Origin of the sequence: Massilia luteola (genome assembly GCF_034420155.1) — a bacterium.
Taxonomy (GTDB): domain Bacteria; phylum Pseudomonadota; class Gammaproteobacteria; order Burkholderiales; family Burkholderiaceae_D; genus Telluria; species Telluria luteola.
Window position 1 is genome coordinate 67,423 of the sequence record NZ_JAXOFN010000017.1, and the last position, 18,590, is coordinate 86,012.

The following is an 18,590-nucleotide window of genomic DNA, read 5'->3' on the forward strand; positions in this document are numbered from 1 at the left end:
CGCCGATCACGCGGCGACGCGGATCACCTGGTCGCGCAGCCAGGCCAGCGCGGGATCGGTGTGAAAGCGCGGATGCCAGGCCGCGTACAGGGCAAAACCCTGGCCGTCGAACGGCAGCGCAAAGCGGTCGAGCACGCCGGCATGCAGCGCCGCCAGCCGCGCCGGCACGGTGGCGACGTGGTCGGACTGGCATAGCAGGCCCGGCACGAGCGCGAACGACTTCACCGACAGCACGACGTTGCGTGCGCGGCCCAGCGCCTGCAAATGCTCGTCCATGAAGCCGTGCAGGCTGCCGCCGCTCGTCGAGACGAGCACATGGCGCAGGCCGCAATAGGCGTCGAGATCGAGCGGTGCAGTGCCGCGCGGATGCCCCTTGCGCTGCACCATGACGAAATGTTCGTCGAACAACAGCCGCGCACGCATGTTCGCCGGGACCATGCGTTCCGAACCGATCAGCAGGTCGACCTCCCCTTCCTGCAGTTGCGCGGCGATCCGGGCGCCATCGGCCATGCGGAACGCGAGCCGCACGCCCGGCCCCGCGCATTGCGCCAGCAGGCCGGCCAGCGGCAGGCCCAGCACTGCCGTCGACAAGTCGCTGGCGGCGATCTGGAACGTGCGTTGCGCGGTCGCGGGATCGAACGCCGGCTGCCCGCGCACGATGCCGGCCATCTGGTCGAGGGCCGCGCGCACGGGTGCGGCGAGGTCGAGGGCGCGGGCCGTCGGCGTCATCCCGCGGCCGTTGTCGGCGGGCAGCAGCAGCGGATCGTCGAACAGCTGGCGCAGGCGCGCGAGCTGGCCGGACACGGCCGACTGGCTCAGGTGCAGGCGCTGGGCGGCGCGGGTCACGTTCGCTTCCGCCAGCAAGGCGTCGAGCGTGACGAGCAGGTTCAGGTCGAAGGCGCGGAGGTCGTTCATGCATCTATTATTGCGCATGCCCAAGCCAGCACTGTCCCGTCGCGCGAATAATGCACGGTCTCACCATGGAGGGCTCGGATGGGTATCGAAGACTGGCCGGCACAGACCCGGCCGCGCGAACGGCTGGTGCGCGAAGGGGCGCAAGCGCTGTCCGATCCGGAACTGCTGGCGCTGCTGCTGCGCGTGGGCGTGCGTGGCAAGAGCGCCGTGGAACTGGGCCGCGACATCCTGCAGCATTTCGGTTCGCTGCACGGCCTGTTCGGCGCCAGCCTGGACGATGTGTCGGAGGTCCACGGCCTCGGCATGGCGAAATATGCCCAGCTGCAGGCCGTGATGGAGCTGGCCCGGCGCGCCATCGCCGAACAATTGCAGACCGGGGAAGCGTTCGGCTCGCCCGACCTCGTCAAGCGCTACCTGCGCATCAAACTGGGCGGCCAGCGCCACGAATCCTTCGTCGTGCTGTTCCTGGACGTCAAGAACCGCCTGATCGCTGACCGCGAACTGTTCCGCGGCACGCTCACGCAAACGAGCGTCTACCCGCGCGAAGTCGTCATCGAGGCCCTGACCCGCAACGCCGCCAGCGTGATCCTGGCGCACAACCATCCGTCCGGCCTGCCGGAACCCAGCGAGGCCGATTTGCGCCTGACGCAGGCGCTGGTGCAGGCATTGGGCCTCGTGGACATCCGCGTGCTCGACCATTTCATCGTCGCCGGGCCGCTCGTTCACTCATTCGCGGAGCACGGGCAGCTCTGATTCGGGCCAGCGCCGGAACTGCTAGGATGGCGTTTTGACCATGACGGATGAGCAAATGTCCCTACGCATCCTTGCCCTCTGCGGCAGCCAGCGCGCCCATTCGATGAGTGCCGGCGTGCTGCGCGCCTGCCGCGACCTCGCCCCGGCCGGCGTCGCCATCGACCTCTTCGAGCAGCACAAGGATTTCCCGCTGTTCAATCCCGAGCGCACCGACGTGCCGTCCGGCGTGCGCGCCCTGCAGGACGCGATCACGGCGGCCGACGCCCTCCTCATCGCCAGTCCCGAGTATGCGCACGGCGTCACGGGCACCATCAAGAACACGCTCGACTGGGTCGTGGACCACGCGCCGTTCGCGCACAAGCCGGTGGCCGTGCTCAATCCGTCGTATCAATCGTTCCACGCCGACGAGGCGCTGAAGGAAACGCTGCGCACGATGTCGGCCGACCTCGTCCTCGATGCCTGCCTGCGCGTTCCCGTCATCGGTTCCGGCACCGATCCGGCAAGGATCGCGGACGTGCCCCGTTTCGCGACGCCGATCGCGGCCGCGCTGCGCGCACTCGTGGCGCATATCGAACGCACGGCCGCGCCCCCGGCAACTGGGAATATCGGTGTGTAAACAGGGGTTTACGACGCAAACATTGCGAAAATTCACGATTGTTAAATAAAGACGCATTATCGAGAAACAATTTTTTTCTGCAAGTTGTTGATTACGCGACGGTTTTCAAGCTATACTCTCGTTTTTCCGATTGTGGAAGTTTATTCAAGGAGTGCGCTATGGCACGTGTTTGCCAAGTTACTGGCAAGGGTCCGATGGTTGGCAACAACGTCTCCCACGCCAACAACAAAACCAAGCGTCGTTTTCTGCCGAACCTGCAGAACCGCCGCATCTTCGTAGAATCCGAAAACCGCTGGGTCTCCCTGCGTATTTCGAACGCCGGCCTGCGCGTCATCGACAAGCTCGGCATCGACGCTGTGCTGGCCGACATGCGCGCCCGCGGCGAGAAAATCTAATTAGGGAGTCATCATGGCAAAAACTGGCCGCGACAAGATCAAACTGGAATCGACCGCAGGTACCGGTCACTTCTACACCACGACCAAGAACAAGCGCACGATGCCGGCGAAAATGGAAATCACCAAATTCGACCCGAAGGCTCGCAAGCACGTGATCTACAAAGAAACCAAGATCAAGTAATCTGGTTCTTTGCACAAGAAAAGCCGCCCACTTCACAGTGCGCGGCTTTTTGTTTTTCTGAGCCATTGATTGGGGTCAGTTGATCTACTCGTCCGCGTCGCTATAGTCGAGCGTCTACCCACGCTGGAGAAACGCATGATGTGGCGCTCTCGACTGTCGCTCCTGCCCGTCCTCGGCCTCCTCGCCGCCTGCGCCTCGCCCTACCGCCCGCCCGTCGTCGTGCACGACAGCGCGACCTTTCCCGGCATCGCGGGCATCGTCGCGGTCGCCGGCGCGCGGCCCGTCGACGTGATCCTCGTCCACGGCATGTGCACTCACGATACCGCCTGGGCCGAGCGCCAGATCGACCACATCGCCAGTATCGTCGACGCGCACGCGCCGGCCGCCGCCCCAGCCACGCCTGCTACCCCAGCCACGCCTGCTACCCCAGCCACGCCTGCTACCCCAGCCACGCCTGCTACCCCGGCCACGCCCGCCGCACCCGCGCGCATCGCCATCGTCGAGCGCACGCGCCGGCTGGCGGGCGGCACGGTCCGCTTCCACGCCCTCGTGTGGTCGCCGCTGACGGCCGGGCTGAAACACCGGCTCGACGTCGACATGACGGGCACGCCGACCGATTGCACGGGCGCCGGCGAATGCAAGCCCAGGCGCGCCTGGCTGAACGGCTACGTCAAGGACAACCTGCTGAACGATTGCCTGTCCGACGCCGTTATCTACGAAGGCGCGAGCCACGTCGCGATCCGCGATGCGATGGTCGAGGCGCTGGCGCGCGTGATCGACAACGATCCGGACGGCGAGGCGCCCCTCGTCGTCGTGGCGGAAAGCCTGGGCAGCAAGATGCTGTTCGACGCCTTGAGCGCCATGCTGGAATCGTGGCAGCCGCAGACCCGGGCGCTGGGCCAGCAGGCGGCGCGCCGGCTCGGCCTCCTGTTCATGGCCGGCAACCAGTTGCCCATCCTCGGCCTGGCCGAACAGTCCACCGGACCGCGGGCGATTCCGGTGCAGGATGCGCTGCAGCATTTCCTGGACCTGCGCCGGCGCCAGCCCAACCGGCGCACGGAAGCCCTGCAGCGCCTGGCCGTCGTCGCGTTGACCGACCCGAACGACCTGCTGTCCTACCGCCTGCTGCCGGCCCGCTACGCGGCGCCGGACGTGGCCGTGGCGGACGTCCTCGTGTCGAACGACAAGACCTGGCTGGGCTCGATCGAGAATCCGATGACGGCGCACCTGGACTATCTGGCGAATCCGGACGTGGGAACGTTGATTGCCTGCGGCTATCCGTCCGAGGGCGCCTGCCGCTGAGCGTCACGGCACGCTGCCGTGCGCTCGCCGGCAGCGGATGCGCGTACAGTCGAATGACCGGCAATGCCATCCCATGCCATCACGACGACGTGCGGCAACGGGATGAATCGGATGAATCGAGAGCATGATGAAAGAATCCCTTCCCACCAATACCTTCCGCGGCCTGCCGCTCACGCCCGAACAGGACAGTGAAATCCGGCACTATATCCACGTCAAGGAACGCAGCGGCATCCCGTGGGATACGCCCGAACTCGCGGCCATGCTGGCGGACATGCTGGACCCGCCCGAGCTGGCGTTCGAAGAGCGCCAATCGATCGACGACAGCATGGAGGCCGAACACGCCACGGCCCAGGAAGGCGCCGACGATGTCCCGCCGCCCGAGGCCGGACGGCACACCACCTAGCACACAGGCCGCCGCGGCGCGCCAAAAAGAAAACACCCCTGCGCGAGGGGTGTCCGGGATGGGCCGGCCGTGCCGGCCTTGTCCTGATGCTTACGCGTAGCTGCGCAGGCGCATCGAAAACTCTTGCAAGGACTTGATACCCGACGCTTCGGCGCGGGCGCACCAGTCCTGCAACTGGTGCAGCAGCTGGTCGCGGGTCGAGTGCGAGCGTTCCCAGATCGCGCCCAGTTCCACGCGCATTTCGTGCATCGTTTCCAGGACCTTGCTGTGCTGGAACAGCTCGACCAGCTGGGCCTGTTGCGGCGCCTGCAGCTTGGCCGGTTCGCGCTGCATCAGCTTGCGCGAGCTCTTGAGGAAGCGCGATTCCAGCTCCGCCTTGTGCTTGAGGTGCTCGACTTCTTCGCGGAACGCGTGCTTGACGGACTTGGCGTATTTCGCCATCACGTCGTAACGGTTGGCGATGACGGACTGCAAGGTGTCGAAGTCCGCTTCCAGCTTGTTCTTCTGCAGCCTCGGCTTGGGAATGGTCTTCTTGACCTTGGCCAGGCCCACCATTTCCATCGCGCGGATATAGGCCCAGCCGATGTCGAACTCGTACCACTTGCTCGACAACTTGGCCGACGTGGCGAAGGTGTGGTGGTTGTTGTGCAACTCTTCGCCACCGATGATGATGCCCCACGGCACGATGTTCCTGGCCGCGTCGTTGCAGTCGTAATTGCGGTAGCCCCAGTAGTGGCCGATGCCGTTGATGATGCCGGCGGCCGTGATCGGAATCCACAGCATCTGCACGGCCCAGATCGTGATGCCGAGCACGCCGAACATCGCGACGTTCAGCGGCAGCAGCATCGACACGCCGAGCCAGCTGTAGCGCGTGTACAGCTTGTTCTCGATCCAGTCATTCGGGCAACCGTGGCCGTATTTGTCGAGGGTTTCCTTGTTCTTCGTTTCGTCGCGGTACAACTCGGCGCCGCGCAGCAACACTTCCTTGATACCGCGCGTCACCGGGCTGTGCGGATCGTCCACCGTCTCGCACTTGGCGTGGTGCTTGCGGTGCACGGCCGCCCATTCCTTCGTCACCTGGCCGGTGGTCAGCCACAGCCAGAAGCGGAAGAAGTGGCTCGCGATCGGATGCAGTTCCAGCGCGCGGTGCGCCTGGTGGCGGTGCAGGTAAATCGTCACGCCGGCGATCGTGATGTGCGTCACGATCAGCGTGTACACAACCATCTGCCAGACCGACAGGTCGAACAGACCGCCGTCCAGGAAGGACAGGCCGGCGTGCAGGATGTTGCTGAGAAAATTCATCGATACTCCACTAAGGATGACTAGGGTCGTGCCGTTCTTTCTATGGAACAGTCGCTATGACAAGTTTGTCACGCAATGGTGCATGACGCAAACACGCATTTTAACGTGGAACCTATGCCGCACGGCACGTATTGACGCAATCAAAGCGCGCCCGTCTATGAATTCTGCGCCGGCTGCGTGATTCGCGCCACAACGGATGCTATATGGGAATCAAGGAGCCGGGTATCAATGGACGGAAAGCCCAATTTGACGGTACCGGACTGCACCAGGAGATAGATCTTCTTATTAATTTCCGAAACGACACCGCCATGCCCGTTCTCCGGATCGGCGATCCAGAATCCCAGGTCGAGCTCATAGCCGTCCGGCCCGAAGCGCGACAGCGAAATGCCGGGCGCCGGGTCCGCCAGCACGCGCGGCGTGCCGACCGCCTGCGCGACCAGCAGCGGCATCGCCTGGTCCAGGTCCGAGCCGTACGCGAGCGTGACCTTGGTCGAGGCGCGCACGCGCCGCGTCGTCAGCGACTGGTTCTGCACCGGGCCGGAAATCAATAATTCGTTCGGCAACACGGTCTCGACGCCGTCCAGTCCCTGCAGCACCGTGTAGCGCGTGTTGATCTGGGTGACTTTGCCGGTGAACGTGCTGACCGAGATCATGTCGCCGATCGACAGGCTGCGCTCGAGCAGGATGATGAAGCCGGACACGTAGTTGCTGGCGATCCTTTGCATACCGAGACCGAGACCGACGCCCAGCGCGCCGCCGAACACGGACAGCACGGTGAGGTCGATGCCGACCAGATTCAGGCTCAGCAGCACGGCGGAGACGATCAACAATGCCCGGCTCAGGCGCGCCAGCGCCACACGCAGCGAGCTGTGCAGGGCATGCACGCCCATCAGGCGCTCTTCCAGCGCCGCGCCGGCCCACAGCGCGAGCACCACCGCCACGACGACGGAGGCGATGGCCTGCACGATGTCGGCCAAGGTCACGCTGTTCGATTTCTTGGGGCCGAACTGGATCTTGTAGCTGTCGAGGAAATCGAAGATGTCCGGCCACAGCCCCGTGATGTACAGCGCCACGGCCAGCCACGCGACGAGCGCGAAGATCTTCTCGAACGTGACGAGCGCCTGCCCAAGCTGACCGCGGCGCGCGAACACGCGGCGCAGCAGGTAGAACACGAGGCGGATCGCGGCCAGCGACCAGAACACGGGGATCGCCACTTTGACGATGTTCGTGTGGAAGTGGCTTTTAGTTAGCAGCAGTTGTGCCAGGTACAGCAGGCCGACGACGAGCAGCGGCGCCACGACGCGCGTAAAACTTTCCACGCCCGTGTGCAGCAGGCTGCCGTCCTCGCCGCGGCGGCGGCGCCACCACATGCGCACCAGTTGCGCGCTGAGCCAGCCGAACAGGATGCAGCCGACGATCGCCCCGATCTGCCACGGCATGCCGGGGCGGCTCAGGTCGTCGAACAGATCGTCGATCAGGCTGGTCAGCGGCATCGGCCCCTATTACTCCGAGACAGTGTCGTCGGACTCGTCCGCGACGGCCTTGGGCGGCGCGGCCTTGCGCTCCAGCACGGCGGCAAAGAAGCCGTCGGTGCCATGCTTGTGCGGCAGCATTTTGAGGTAATCGCCCATCTCCAGCGGAATACGCTGTTCAGCCAGGACCTTGTTCACCGGCACCAGTTCGAAATCCGGATGCGATGCGAGGAAACCCTGCACGATGCCCTCGTTTTCTTCGTCCAGCAGGCTGCAGGTCGCGTAGACGAGGCGGCCGCCGAATTTCACGAGGCGCGCGGCGCCGTCCAGGATCGACGCCTGCTTTTCCGTCAGCTCGACGATGCCCTCGGGCTGCTGGCGCCATTTGACGTCCGGATTGCGGCGCAGGGTGCCCATGCCCGAGCACGGTGCGTCGACGAGCACGCGGTCGATCTTGCCGGCCAGGCGCTTGACCTTGGCGTCGCGCTCGTGCGCGATGACGACCGGATGCACGTTCGACAGCCCGCTGCGCGCCAGGCGCGGCTTCAGCTTCGTCAAACGCTTTTCCGACACGTCGAAGGCGTACAGGCGACCGGTACTGCGCATGATCGCGCCGATGGCCAGGGTCTTGCCGCCGGCGCCGGCGCAAAAGTCGACGACCATCTCGCCGCGGCGCGCGCCCAGCAGCTGGGCCAGCACCTGGCTGCCCTCGTCCTGCACTTCGATCGCGCCTTCCTTGAACAGCGGCAGGTTCTGCAGCGTCGGCTTTTTCCTGATGCGCAGGCCCAGTGCGGAATACGGGGTCGGCTCGGCGATGATCGGGGCCGTCGCCAGTTCGGCGATGACCTTGTCGCGGTCGGATTTCAGCGAATTCACGCGCAGGTCCAGCGGCGCCGGCGTGTTCAGCACGGCGGCCAGGGCCTGGGTCTCTTCCTCGCCGTACTGGGCGACTAACTTGTCGTACAGCCAGTCGGGCAGGTTCGCCAGTTTCTTCGGCGGCAGCAGGCTGCGGTCGATCTCCTGGATCCGCGTCAGCAGGGCCGTTTCGTCGTCCGTCAGGCCGCCCAGCGCGTCGGCGCCGATGGCTTCCGCCATGCCCAGCACCGTGAGGCGGCGCATCGTGGCGCCCGTGCCGGCGAAATCGGTGAAGAAGGACTTGTTGCGCAGCACGGCATAGACGCATTCGGCGATGGCGCCGCGTTCACGGCCGCCGAGGCGGGGATGATCCTTGAAATAGCGCGACAGGGTGACGTCGGCGGGGGACATAAAGCGTAGGATCTCGCGCAATACCTCTTCAGCATTGCCGAGTATCGCGGGTGGCAATCTCATGGTGTTCCTTGAATAAAGTCAGGGGGTCGCGGCGATCCGGACCTCGCCGCCTTCGATGCTGAGCCTGTCTTCGATGAACAGGCGCACCGCTTGCGGATAAATGACGTGTTCCTCGGCCAGCAGGCGGTCGGCCAGGCTGTCCTCCGTGTCGCCCGGCAGCACGGGAATGCGGGCCTGGATCACGGCCGGACCGTGGTCCAGCTCGGCGGTGACGAAGTGCACGGTTGCGCCGTGCTCTTCCACGCCCGCGTCCAGCGCCTGCCGGTGCGTGTGCAGTCCGGGGAACAGCGGCAGCAGCGACGGATGGATATTCAGCATGCGGCCCGCGTAGTGCTCGACGAACGGCGCCGTCAGGATGCGCATGAAGCCGGCCAGCACGACGAGATCCGGTTCGAACCGGTCGATCGTGTCCCGCAGGGCGGCGTCGAACGCGTCGCGGGTCGAAAATTCCTTGTTGGGGACGACGGCGGTCGGAATGCCGTGCGCCTGCGCAAATGCGAGGCCCTTGGCATCCGGCTTATTGCTGATCACGGCGGCGATGCGGGCCGGCCAGGCTTCGGCCTGCTGCGCGCGCACGATGGCTTCCATGTTGCTGCCGCGGCCAGAAATAAGGATCACGATATTTTTCATAAGCGCGCATTGTAACCCGAGCCGGTGAGTGGGCCCAAGGAAAGGGAATGGCGGCAGGCCGCCTCGCAACGCTTGTTATTCGAACGGGCGCGCGCCGACCCAACCCACGGATTGGAGCGATTGGGGCTCTTCGAACGAATAAAACACGCGGAACGGGACTTTTTTCTCGGCCCAGAATTCGGCCGCGTCGCGGAATACGTCGAGCAGGGTTTCGCGCGCTTCCTTGTCGAATTTTTGCGTATTCGGCAATTGGTCCAGCACGGCAATGAAACCGGGTTGCGGTCCGGCGTCGGCAATGACTTCGGTGAGGCAGTTGCGCAGCGCGTCGAAATTCTTGCTGCACGGTTTGGGGAAAAAGAATTGCTCGCCGATGCGGGCGCAGACCTGCTGCTTCGTCAGCGCGTTCGTGCACAGCGCGTAGAGAAAGTGATGACCCAGGCGCACCGCCTCCTTCTGCAGCTCCGTGGCACGGTAAGCGCGGATGGACTGCACAAGATTCGGCGGAACTCTCATCAACAAACTCATTTTTTCCTCAAGTCACCCAGTCTGGTTCTGTTGCTCCAGCGCGCGGTGGTTTGTGGAAGCGGCGGGCTTGTTCGCTTTCTCCTGGTCTCGTTTCCACGCGCCAATAAAACCCTAAGTCTCCTAAGGGTAACGTTTTGTGGTAATCGAATCAACCCGAATATGGACGAGCCGGCCATATTTGTAAAAAAAGACGAGTTTTTTCATCCATTGTTGGCGCTTTTTCCACGCTTTTCTCCTCTGAACGGCGGGTTTAACGCGACTACCTGCTGTTACATTTTGTTGCCACACGGATCGTAATAGAAGACCAAGTGGCGCTAAGATTCAAGTGTGGCGAATCGCCTTGACCAAAAGACCAACAGATCCGCAGCACCACCAGAACGAGGTATGACATGAACTTGAAAGCCAAACTGATTCTTTCCGCCTTGGGCGTGTGCGCCCTGCCGCTGGCTCAAGCCCAGGCTGGCGATTTCGAAGACTTCGGCCGCGTGGTGCGCGTCCAGCCGCGCATCGAGCAGGTGCGCACGCCGCGCCAGGAATGCCGTACCGACTATGTCCAGGCCCCGGTCCAGCAGCAGCGCAGCCAGGCCGGCACGGTCATCGGCGGCATCGCCGGCGCCCTGCTGGGCAGCCAGGTCGGCGGCGGCAACGGCAGGGTGGCGGCCGCGGCGGCCGGCGCGATCGCCGGCGGCATGGTCGGCGACAACGTCGACAACAACGGCCGCAATTACGCCCCGCAAGTGCAGGAACAGGCCGTGCAGCGCTGCCGCACCGTCGATTCCGTCCAGGAGCGCACCAACGGCTACGACGTGACCTACGATTACCGCGGCCACACCTACTCGACCGTCATGCACCAGGATCCGGGCAACCGCGTGCGCCTGCGCGTCTCGGTCGAGCCGGTCCAGTACCAGTAACACTTCTTCCGGCGCGGGGGACGCCCCCCTTCCCCGAGCCGTCGGCTTCCTCCGCAGCTTCTGCTGCCATCCAAGGCGCTTCTTGCGCTGGCATCACAGTGCTTTCTTGCACTGTGATGCCCCTCCCCCGATAATAGGATGTTCTCTTCGCTCATCCTATGCTCATCAAACGCAAATCCATCGAACAGGCCGAATCGTCGCGCCGCCCCGCACGCAAGCCCAGGTTTGCGCCCGTCACCCTGTCCGAGCAGGACGGTGTGCGCTTCCTCCATTTCGGTACCGAATGGGTGCAAGGCGCCATGCGCATCCGCAAGCCGGACTGGCCGGAACTCGAATACGCCCAGCAGATGATGGCCTGGATGCTCTTCATCGACGCGCCGCAGGCCATTGCCCAACTCGGCCTCGGTGCAGCGACTTTGACCAAATTCTGCTACCGCCAGTTCCCGCAAGCGCAGGTGACGGCCGTCGAACTGAATCCGTCCGTGATCGCGATCTGCGCCTCGATGTTCAAGCTGCCGCCGGAAGACGAGCGCCTGCGCGTGCTCGAGATGGACGCGATGGACTTCGTGCTCGACGCGGCCAACCACGAGACGCTCGACGTGCTGCAATGCGACCTGTACGACGCGACGGCGCGCGGCCCCGTGCTCGACACGCCCGAGTTCTACCTGGCCTGCAACGCCTGCCTGACGGACCGCGGCATCATGACCGTCAACCTGTTCGGCGACCACCCGAGTTTTGGGAAGAACATCAAGGCGATGCGCTTCGCGTTCAAGCACGTGATCTGCCTGCCCGAAGTCCATGAAGGCAACGTCGTCGCGCTGTGCTTCAGGACGAAACCGGACCTCGACGCCGCCGTCCTCGCCGCGCGCGCCGCGCAGATCGTCACTGCGACCAGGTTGCCGGCCAAGTCCTGGGTCAAGGGCATCGCGGCGGCCGGCAAAAACTAGCGTCCTCTCACCATGCAGAAACCGAAAGCACTCGACCTGCAGACCATTTTTTCTTGGTTGCTAAACGACGGCATCGTCGAGAAGTCGACCGTCAAGCCGCATTTCGCCCAGGCGCAAAGCATCCTCAAAACCGCGGTCGGGTCGATGCATCCGCTCACGGCGGTCGCGCAGTGCAAGATCGTTTCGGCAAAGCCGCCCCATAAACTGCTGACGCTGGACGTGCTCAGCGAATGGTGCGCGGGCAAGGTCGGCCTGCCCTTCTTCCGCATCGACCCGCTCAAGATCGACTTCACGAAGGTTGCCGACGTGATGTCGGCCAGCTATGCGGCGCGCTTCAATATCCTGCCGGTGGAACTGGGGCCGGGCACGCTGGTCGTCGCCACGGCCGATCCGTTCCGCACCGAATGGCAGGACGAGATCGCGCGCATCTCGCGCCGGCGCATCGAGCTCGTGATCGCGAATCCGCTCGACATCGCGCAATACATCTCGCAATTCTTCAGCCTCGCGAAATCCATCCGCGACGCGAACAAGTCCAGCGGCCAGGACCTCGCCCTGCGCAACAACTTCGAACAACTCGTCGAACTGGGCAAGACGAACAAGCAGGTCGACGCCAACGACCAGCACATCGTCAACATCGTCGACTGGCTGTGGGGCTACGCGTTCGAGCAGCGCGCCTCCGACATCCACCTGGAACCCAAGCGCGACGCGGGCGTCGTCCGCTTCCGCATCGACGGCGTGCTGCACCAGGTGTACCAGGTGCCGGCCGTCGTGATGATCGCCATGACGGCGCGCATCAAGCTGCTCGGCCGCATGGACGTGATCGAAAAGCGCCGCCCGCAGGACGGCCGCATCAAGACCCGCACCAACGACGGCCAGGAAGTCGAGCTGCGCCTGTCGACGATGCCGACGGCGTTCGGCGAAAAGCTCGTGATGCGTATCTTCGACCCCGAAGTCGTCGTCAAGACCTTGCCGGAACTGGGTTTTCCGACCGACGACGCGGCGCGCTGGGATGCGCTCACGCGGCGCGCGCACGGCATCATCCTCGTCACCGGCCCGACCGGCTCGGGCAAGACGACGACCTTGTACACCACCCTGAAAGCGCTCGCCACGAGCGAAGTCAATGTGTGTACGGTGGAAGACCCGATCGAGATGGTCGAGGCCTCGTTCAACCAGATGCAGGTGCAGCCCGGCATCGACCTGTCGTTTGCCGACGGCGTGCGCGCGCTGATGCGCCAGGATCCGGACATCATCATGGTCGGCGAGATCCGCGACCTGGAGACGGCCGAAATGGCGATCCAGGCCGCGCTGACCGGCCACCTCGTGCTGTCCACGCTGCACACGAACGACGCCCCGTCGGCCGTCATGCGCCTGCTGGAACTGGGCGTGCCCTACTATCTGCTGGAAGCGACCCTGATCGGCATCATGGCGCAGCGCCTCGTGCGCACGCTGTGCCCGCACTGCAAATCGCCGGACGGCGATCTCTCCGACGAAGTCTGGAGCGCGCTGGGCGGCGCCTGGAACCTGCCCAGGCCGGCCACCGTCTACCGTCCCATCGGCTGCCCGGAATGCCGCCAGACGGGCTTTCGCGGCCGCACCGGCCTGTACGAACTCGTCACCGTGACCGAGGCGTTCTCCCAACTCCTGCAGGAACGGACGGACCTGGCCGCGCTGCGCCAGCAAAGCGTGGCCGACGGCATGAAGCCGCTGCGCATCGCCGGCGCCTACAAGGTCGCCGAGGGCGTGACGACGGCCGAGGAAGTGCTGAAATCCACGGTAGCGCATTAGGCGCTGCCGTGGCGTAGCGCTCACCCGATTTACGTTACCTCTGGCGCAAATCAAATCGGCCCGCTATAATACGTGCCTTCTTCGGGTCGTTAGCTCAGTTGGTAGAGCAGCGGACTTTTAATCCGTTGGTCGCAGGTTCGAGCCCCGCACGGCCTACCAGAGATTCAACGAAAACGCCAGCCTTCGGGCTGGCGTTTTTGTTTTCCGGCGGCTTTGGGCCGCCGGTATCCGATCATGCCGATTGCAGCAGCCCGCGCCGGCGCGGCATATCGGCCAGGCGAAACCGCGCCACCACCGTCGCCAGTTGCGCCGCCTGTTCCTGCAACGCGCCGGCCGCGGCGGCAGCTTCCTCGACCAGGGCGGCGTTCCGCTGGGTGGTCTCGTCGATTTGGACGATGGCCTTGTTGATTTCTTCGATACCGGAACGCTGCTCGACGCTCGACGCCGAGATCTCCCCCACCACGTCGCTCACATGGCGCACGCTGTCCACGATCTGCTCCATGGTATTGCCGGCCCGCTGCACCAGCACCGTGCCGGAATCCATCTGCCGGACCGAATCTTCGATCAGATGCTTGATCTCCTTGGCCGCGGTGGCGCTGCGCTGCGCCAGGCTCCGCACTTCCGATGCGACGACCGCGAATCCACGTCCCTGTTCGCCGGCGCGCGCGGCTTCCACCGCCGCGTTCAAGGCCAGGATATTGGTCTGGAATGCGATGCCGTCGATGACACTGATGATATCGACGATCTTGCGCGACGCGCCATTGATCGCCTCCATGGTCGTGATCACATCGCCCACGACCTTGCCGCCATCGGCCGCGACGCTGGATGCCGACTGCGCCAGCTGATTGGCGAGGCGCGCATTGTCCGCGTTCTGGCGCACGGTGGCCGTCAGCGCTTCCATGGCGGACGCCGTTTCTTCCAGCGAACTGGCTTGCCCCTCGGTACGGGCCGACAGATCCATGTTGCCGCTGGCGATTTGCGCCGATGCCGTGGCGATCGCATCGGTCGAACTGCGTACCTGGCCGACCACGTGCGCCAGGCTCTGGTTCATGTCGCGCAGGGAGCTCATGACCATACCGGTTTCATCGCGGCTGCCGACCTCGATATCGGCCGTCAGGTCGCCGCTCGCGACCCGCTGCGCCACGCTGATCGCTTCGTTCAACGGCCTCGCCACGATGCGCGCCACCCACATCGCCAACAGCAGGCCGACGCCGACCGACAGCAGCAGCGCGCCGATAATGAGCTTACGCGACATATTGAAAATCTGCTCGGCGGCCTGCTCGGAAGCGGCGCTGCCGTTATCGTTGTGCCTGGACAGCGCTTCGAATTCGTCGTTGATCTTGCGATAGATCTTGTTGGAGGCGCCCTTGAACAGTCCGCGTGCCTCGTCCTTGTTGCCCGCATGCGAAAGCGCGGTCAGCTTGGCGCTTTCCGCCATGTAGGCATCCAGATCCTGCTGGAACGCCGCATAAATGCGCTTTTCCTCGGGGTCCGACACCAGGGCGGCCAGCGCTTCCTGCTGCTTGCGCATGATGTCGCGCCGGGTCGCCAGCGCCTTGTCGGCGGCCGTCATCTCGGCTTCGCCTTCCTGCAGGATGTGGGTGGCTTCCGAAATCCGGAAGCGCGCCAGCGAGGTCTGCACCTCGCCGATGTGGCGGGTCGCGGGCATCCAGTTTTTGGCGATCTCGGTGGATGAATTGCCGACCTTGACCAGTTGGACAATTGAAAATATACCCATCACACAAGTCATCGCAACCACGGGGACGAATGCGACCAGTAACTTGTTGGTAATCTTGAGGTGGTGGAACCAGTGCATCGATGTCTCCGGGCGAGTTGAAGCCAATATTATGTACTTGCCCGAAGTCAATTATTGAAGGTCCGTGCGTTCAGTTGCTTTTCAGTTGCTTTTCAGTTGCACCAGCACAACACGCCCCGCTCAACGGCGCTTTATTTTCCCTCGCGAACCCTAGGTTGCATTACAGCAACCAAATACGCGCCTTTGCTACCTATACTTGGTCGCATCAATGCGGAAACTGGATTTCTCATCCGCCACCGCCAGGAGCCATCATGCGTACTCTGTCGACCCTCTTTGCCGCCACGTTTGCCGCCGCCTTTGTCCTGAGCAGCCTGGCGATCTCCGCCGCGACCCCGTCCGTTCGTCCGCCGAAACGCTGACGACGATGCCGCGACGAAGTCGGCTGATCGCGCGAGATGTGTTGTATTCGCAAGAAAACGCTTAGCGAACGGCGTCCGAGCCGCTATAATGCGTGCCTTCTTCGGGTCGTTAGCTCAGTTGGTAGAGCAGCGGACTTTTAATCCGTTGGTCGCAGGTTCGAGCCCCGCACGGCCTACCAGAATTACCAGGAAGCCCACGCATTTCGGTGCGTGGGCTTTTTGCGTTCTAGCCGTCCGCCTCCATCAACACGAAATTGCGCGCCACCGGCTGCAACGCCGCCGGCGGCATCGCCTTCGAAACCAGGTAGCCCTGGATCTCGTCGCAATCCAGCGCGCGCAGCATGTCGACCTGTTCCATCGTTTCGACGCCTTCCGCCACCACCCGCATCGCGAGCGCGCGCGCCATCGTGACGATTGCCCTGACGATCACGATCCCACCCTCCGTCTTGCCGAGCTGGACGATGAAAGCGCGGTCGATCTTGAGGCCGTCGAAATTCAGCTTGTACAGCTGCGACAGCGACGAATAACCGGTGCCGAAATCGTCCAGCAGCACCTTGATCCCGATCTGGCGGATCGCCTGGATCGCGCCCACGACGGAAGCCGTCTCGTTCATCACCGACGACTCGGTCAGCTCGACCTCGACCAGGCGCGGGTCGACCGCATGGAGCGCCAGCGCCCGGCGCAGCGTCTGCGCGACGTCGGTATCGTTGAACTGGCGCGGCGAGATATTGATCGATACGGGCACCAGCTTGTCGCCGTTCTTCGCCCACAGCGCCAGCTGGGCACAGACCTTGTCGATCACGAGGTCGCCGAGCTTGAGCACCAGTCCGGTCTCTTCGACGAGCGGAACGAACTCGGCCGGCGAGACGACGCCCCGCGTCGGATGGATCCAGCGCACGAGCGCCTCCAGGCTCGTGATCGAGCCGTCCGCGAGGTCGACGCGCGGCTCGTAGTACATGACGAACTGGTCGTCCGCCAGCGCATGGCGCAGTTCGCGGATGCGTTCGAGGCGCGCCTTCAACTGGTCGTGGAACTTGCCGTCGAAGAAGCGATAGCTGCCGCGCCCGTTCGTCTTCGCCGAATACATCGCGACGTCCGCGTTCTGCAACAGCGTGCGCGGCTCCGTGCCGTCGGTCGGGAACAGGCTGATGCCGATCGAGGCGCCGAGCACATACTCACCGTAGGACATGCGGATGGTCCGGCGGAAGACGCGCTGGATGCGCTCGCTCGCCTGGGCCGCGTCGAAGGCGTCGGTGACGTGTTCGATCACGACCACGAACTCGTCGCCGCCGAACCGGGTCACGCAGTCGTGCGGACGGACGGCCTCCTTGAGCCGGAGCGCGGCCGTGCGCAGCAGCTCGTCGCCGGCGGCATGGCCCCAGGTATCGTTGATCGCCTTGAAGCCGTCCAGGTCGATGAACAGCAGGGCAAACATGGTGTGCTCCCGCTCGGCCCGGGCAATGGCCTCGCGCAGGTGGCCTTCGACCCAGTAGCGGTTGGGCAGGCGCGTCAGCGGGTCTTCGTTGCTGCGTCGTAGCAGCTCTTCCGCGTGCGCGCGTTCTTCCGTGACGTCGCGGGCCGAGACGGCCAGGTTGTCGCCGTAGCGGAACATTTTGAGGTGCACCCACTTCGCCGGAAAGTGTTCCTGCGGGCGTCCCAGCGTCACCTCGTTGTAGCCGCTTTCCATCGCACGCCGCAGGCTGTCCATGCGCGTTTCCCTGGTGTCGCCTTCATACAGGGCGGTGACTGTCTTGCCGATCAGGTCCCGGCGCTCGCGCGCCACCAGTTCCGCGGCGCGCCGGTTGCAATCGATCACTTCGAAGTCCTCGATCGCGCCCCATTCGTCCCATTGGGGGCGCAGCATGTAGAAGCCCTCGTTGCTGGCCTCGGTGGCCATCCGGTACGTCTCGCGGATCACGCGCAGTTCGCGGTCGCGGCGCGCCAGGCGCAGCGAATTGGTCATCGCGAGCAGCGCGAACAACATGATCGTCACCGTGCCCAGCAATGCGCTGTTCGTCCACGCGCGGCGCATCGCATGCCAGGGGGCGAGGATGGTCTCGTAGTCGAGTCCCACCACCGCGCTGACGCCGCGCCGATCGATATGTGCCCAGCCGACGAAGCGGGGCCGGCCGTCACCGAACCACGCCGGTCCATCGACCAGCGCACTGCCGGCCGCCATCCCCAGCGCCGGCGCATGGACGAACGCCGGCCGGCGGGTGGTGCCCGCTGGGCCCTCCGAGCGCAGCGCCCGCGTCAGCCCGTCGTCGCCGACGATGGCCAGCAGGCCGTCCTGGCGGAAGACCGGCTCCGCATCGCCCATCGTGAAGTACGCGGGATCGACCGCGACGACGACCGCGGCCGCGAACCTGCCGTCCCGGTCCGACAATTCCCACGCGAAGAGCAACCGGTGCCGGGGCCCGCCGCCTCCCTCGATCGCCACGTTGTCCACGAAAAAATTGACCGGCATGCCGCTTTGCACCCGGGGCAGGATGTACGCGGCCGCGGCCGGCGACATCGTCGTCGGCGCACTGGACGTCAGCACCCTGCCCTCGGCATCGATCAGCGCCACGACCAGGCGCGACGAATGGAGCAGCAATCCCTGCTCGTCCGCATAGCCGAGGTGGACGTCGCCCTGCCTCGACTCCCAGTCGTATTTCACGAACCGGGCGGTCTGCTCGATCGTGTCGATCTCGCGCCCGAGCCGCTCGGCGTAGCCGTTGGCGAGGATCTGCGCATCCTGCAGCGTCTTGAATTCGAGCTGCCTGCGCTCGACCTCCAGTTGCTGGAACAGGACGATCCAGCCGAGCCCCAGCACGACCAGCGCGCCCATCGGCCAGGCGAGCAGGCGCCAGATATGCTGCCGCCAGAACGCAAGCCCCCCGGCGCGCGCGTGGCGCGCTGTCGCGACGCGTGCTCGCAAGTACGTCAATAGTTTGCGATACATTGCTC

At 64.5% G+C, this 18,590-nt stretch carries 17 protein-coding genes and 2 tRNA genes; 11 read left to right on the top strand and 8 right to left on the bottom strand.

Annotation, left to right across the window (positions count from 1 at the left end):
- Positions 1-6: 6 nt before the first annotated feature.
- The gene (locus U9J41_RS17710; protein ID WP_322403490.1) at positions 7-915 is read right to left on the bottom strand and encodes a LysR family transcriptional regulator; all 909 of its coding nucleotides are present in this window, start codon (positions 913-915) and stop codon (positions 7-9) included.
- Positions 916-993: 78 nt separating this feature from the next.
- On the opposite strand from U9J41_RS17710, the gene radC reads away from it, so the two are divergent.
- From radC to U9J41_RS17740, 6 genes are all read left to right on the top strand, one after another.
- Positions 994-1,668, top strand: coding sequence for a RadC family protein (gene radC, locus U9J41_RS17715; RefSeq protein ID WP_322403491.1), 675 nt, complete (start codon positions 994-996; stop codon positions 1,666-1,668).
- 55 nt (positions 1,669-1,723) lie between these two features.
- Positions 1,724-2,284 carry an NADPH-dependent FMN reductase gene (locus tag U9J41_RS17720; RefSeq protein ID WP_322403492.1) on the top strand — a complete coding sequence of 187 codons (561 nt, stop codon included), beginning with the start codon at positions 1,724-1,726 and terminating at the stop codon, positions 2,282-2,284.
- Between the two features lie 158 nt (positions 2,285-2,442).
- Positions 2,443-2,679 carry a 50S ribosomal protein L28 gene (gene rpmB, locus U9J41_RS17725; RefSeq protein WP_025511730.1) on the top strand — a complete coding sequence of 79 codons (237 nt, stop codon included), beginning with the start codon at positions 2,443-2,445 and terminating at the stop codon, positions 2,677-2,679.
- Between the two features lie 13 nt (positions 2,680-2,692).
- Positions 2,693-2,860, top strand: a complete 168-nt coding sequence (rpmG, locus tag U9J41_RS17730) for a 50S ribosomal protein L33 (RefSeq protein ID WP_005665735.1) — start codon at positions 2,693-2,695, stop codon at positions 2,858-2,860.
- A 135-nt stretch (positions 2,861-2,995) separates the two neighbouring features.
- Complete coding sequence (locus U9J41_RS17735; protein ID WP_322403493.1) at positions 2,996-4,162, top strand: hypothetical protein; 1,167 nt, start codon at positions 2,996-2,998, stop codon at positions 4,160-4,162.
- A 124-nt stretch (positions 4,163-4,286) separates the two neighbouring features.
- Entirely contained in the window at positions 4,287-4,565 is a 279-nt protein-coding gene (locus U9J41_RS17740; protein WP_425260649.1) for a hypothetical protein, read from the top strand.
- Between the two features lie 90 nt (positions 4,566-4,655).
- Here the strand turns inward: U9J41_RS17740 and U9J41_RS17745 are convergent, their stop codons facing one another.
- From U9J41_RS17745 to U9J41_RS17765, 5 genes are all read right to left on the bottom strand, one after another.
- The gene (locus U9J41_RS17745) at positions 4,656-5,867 is read right to left on the bottom strand and encodes a DesA family fatty acid desaturase (protein ID WP_322403494.1); all 1,212 of its coding nucleotides are present in this window, start codon (positions 5,865-5,867) and stop codon (positions 4,656-4,658) included.
- A 155-nt stretch (positions 5,868-6,022) separates the two neighbouring features.
- Positions 6,023-7,360 (bottom strand): mechanosensitive ion channel family protein, encoded by a 1,338-nt coding sequence (locus U9J41_RS17750; protein WP_322403495.1) that lies wholly within the window; start codon positions 7,358-7,360, stop codon positions 6,023-6,025.
- A gap of 9 nt (positions 7,361-7,369) precedes the next feature.
- On the bottom strand, positions 7,370-8,668 hold the full coding sequence (locus tag U9J41_RS17755) for an RsmB/NOP family class I SAM-dependent RNA methyltransferase (protein ID WP_322403496.1): 1,299 nt from the start codon (positions 8,666-8,668) through the stop codon (positions 7,370-7,372).
- An 18-nt stretch (positions 8,669-8,686) separates the two neighbouring features.
- Positions 8,687-9,298 carry a phosphoribosylglycinamide formyltransferase gene (gene purN, locus U9J41_RS17760; RefSeq protein ID WP_322403497.1) on the bottom strand — a complete coding sequence of 204 codons (612 nt, stop codon included), beginning with the start codon at positions 9,296-9,298 and terminating at the stop codon, positions 8,687-8,689.
- A 75-nt stretch (positions 9,299-9,373) separates the two neighbouring features.
- Positions 9,374-9,823: a barstar family protein gene (locus U9J41_RS17765; protein ID WP_322403498.1), complete on the bottom strand. Its 450-nt coding sequence runs from the start codon at positions 9,821-9,823 to the stop codon at positions 9,374-9,376.
- Between the two features lie 389 nt (positions 9,824-10,212).
- Here U9J41_RS17765 and U9J41_RS17770 point away from each other — a divergent pair, with 389 nt between their 5' ends.
- From U9J41_RS17770 to U9J41_RS17785, 4 genes are all read left to right on the top strand, one after another.
- Positions 10,213-10,734, top strand: coding sequence for a glycine zipper 2TM domain-containing protein (locus tag U9J41_RS17770; protein ID WP_322403499.1), 522 nt, complete (start codon positions 10,213-10,215; stop codon positions 10,732-10,734).
- A 158-nt stretch (positions 10,735-10,892) separates the two neighbouring features.
- Positions 10,893-11,681 (top strand): spermine/spermidine synthase domain-containing protein, encoded by a 789-nt coding sequence (locus U9J41_RS17775; RefSeq protein ID WP_322403500.1) that lies wholly within the window; start codon positions 10,893-10,895, stop codon positions 11,679-11,681.
- Between the two features lie 12 nt (positions 11,682-11,693).
- On the top strand, positions 11,694-13,466 hold the full coding sequence (gene tfpB, locus U9J41_RS17780) for a type IV pilus assembly ATPase TfpB (RefSeq protein ID WP_322403501.1): 1,773 nt from the start codon (positions 11,694-11,696) through the stop codon (positions 13,464-13,466).
- 83 nt (positions 13,467-13,549) lie between these two features.
- Positions 13,550-13,625: transfer RNA gene (locus tag U9J41_RS17785), tRNA-Lys, on the top strand.
- A 73-nt stretch (positions 13,626-13,698) separates the two neighbouring features.
- Here the strand turns inward: U9J41_RS17785 and U9J41_RS17790 are convergent.
- Entirely contained in the window at positions 13,699-15,282 is a 1,584-nt protein-coding gene (locus U9J41_RS17790; protein ID WP_322403502.1) for a methyl-accepting chemotaxis protein, read from the bottom strand.
- A 462-nt stretch (positions 15,283-15,744) separates the two neighbouring features.
- Between U9J41_RS17790 and U9J41_RS17795 the strand changes: the two genes are divergently transcribed.
- Positions 15,745-15,820: transfer RNA gene (locus U9J41_RS17795), tRNA-Lys, on the top strand.
- A gap of 47 nt (positions 15,821-15,867) precedes the next feature.
- On the opposite strand, the gene U9J41_RS17800 is transcribed toward U9J41_RS17795, so the two are convergent.
- On the bottom strand, positions 15,868-18,585 hold the full coding sequence (locus U9J41_RS17800; protein WP_322403503.1) for a putative bifunctional diguanylate cyclase/phosphodiesterase: 2,718 nt from the start codon (positions 18,583-18,585) through the stop codon (positions 15,868-15,870).
- Between the last annotated feature and the right edge of the window lie 5 nt (positions 18,586-18,590).

Bases quoted from the DNA above. Each gene is read 5' to 3' on its own strand.
- rpmB (WP_025511730.1), top strand. From the start codon at position 2,443: ATGGCACGTGTTTGCCAAGTTACTGGCAAGGGTCCGATGGTTGGCAAC.
- U9J41_RS17745 (WP_322403494.1), bottom strand. From the start codon at position 5,867: ATGAATTTTCTCAGCAACATCCTGCACGCCGGCCTGTCCTTCCTGGAC.
- U9J41_RS17790 (WP_322403502.1), bottom strand. From the start codon at position 15,282: ATGCACTGGTTCCACCACCTCAAGATTACCAACAAGTTACTGGTCGCA.
- tfpB (WP_322403501.1), top strand. From the start codon at position 11,694: ATGCAGAAACCGAAAGCACTCGACCTGCAGACCATTTTTTCTTGGTTG.
- U9J41_RS17770 (WP_322403499.1), top strand. From the start codon at position 10,213: ATGAACTTGAAAGCCAAACTGATTCTTTCCGCCTTGGGCGTGTGCGCC.
- radC (WP_322403491.1), top strand. From the start codon at position 994: ATGGGTATCGAAGACTGGCCGGCACAGACCCGGCCGCGCGAACGGCTG.
- rpmG (WP_005665735.1), top strand. From the start codon at position 2,693: ATGGCAAAAACTGGCCGCGACAAGATCAAACTGGAATCGACCGCAGGT.
- U9J41_RS17750 (WP_322403495.1), bottom strand. From the start codon at position 7,360: ATGCCGCTGACCAGCCTGATCGACGATCTGTTCGACGACCTGAGCCGC.
- U9J41_RS17775 (WP_322403500.1), top strand. From the start codon at position 10,893: ATGCTCATCAAACGCAAATCCATCGAACAGGCCGAATCGTCGCGCCGC.
- U9J41_RS17740 (WP_425260649.1), top strand. From the start codon at position 4,287: ATGATGAAAGAATCCCTTCCCACCAATACCTTCCGCGGCCTGCCGCTC.
- U9J41_RS17710 (WP_322403490.1), bottom strand. From the start codon at position 915: ATGAACGACCTCCGCGCCTTCGACCTGAACCTGCTCGTCACGCTCGAC.
- U9J41_RS17765 (WP_322403498.1), bottom strand. From the start codon at position 9,823: ATGAGTTTGTTGATGAGAGTTCCGCCGAATCTTGTGCAGTCCATCCGC.
- U9J41_RS17735 (WP_322403493.1), top strand. From the start codon at position 2,996: ATGATGTGGCGCTCTCGACTGTCGCTCCTGCCCGTCCTCGGCCTCCTC.
- U9J41_RS17755 (WP_322403496.1), bottom strand. From the start codon at position 8,668: ATGAGATTGCCACCCGCGATACTCGGCAATGCTGAAGAGGTATTGCGC.
- U9J41_RS17800 (WP_322403503.1), bottom strand. From the start codon at position 18,585: ATGTATCGCAAACTATTGACGTACTTGCGAGCACGCGTCGCGACAGCG.
- purN (WP_322403497.1), bottom strand. From the start codon at position 9,298: ATGAAAAATATCGTGATCCTTATTTCTGGCCGCGGCAGCAACATGGAA.
- U9J41_RS17720 (WP_322403492.1), top strand. From the start codon at position 1,724: ATGTCCCTACGCATCCTTGCCCTCTGCGGCAGCCAGCGCGCCCATTCG.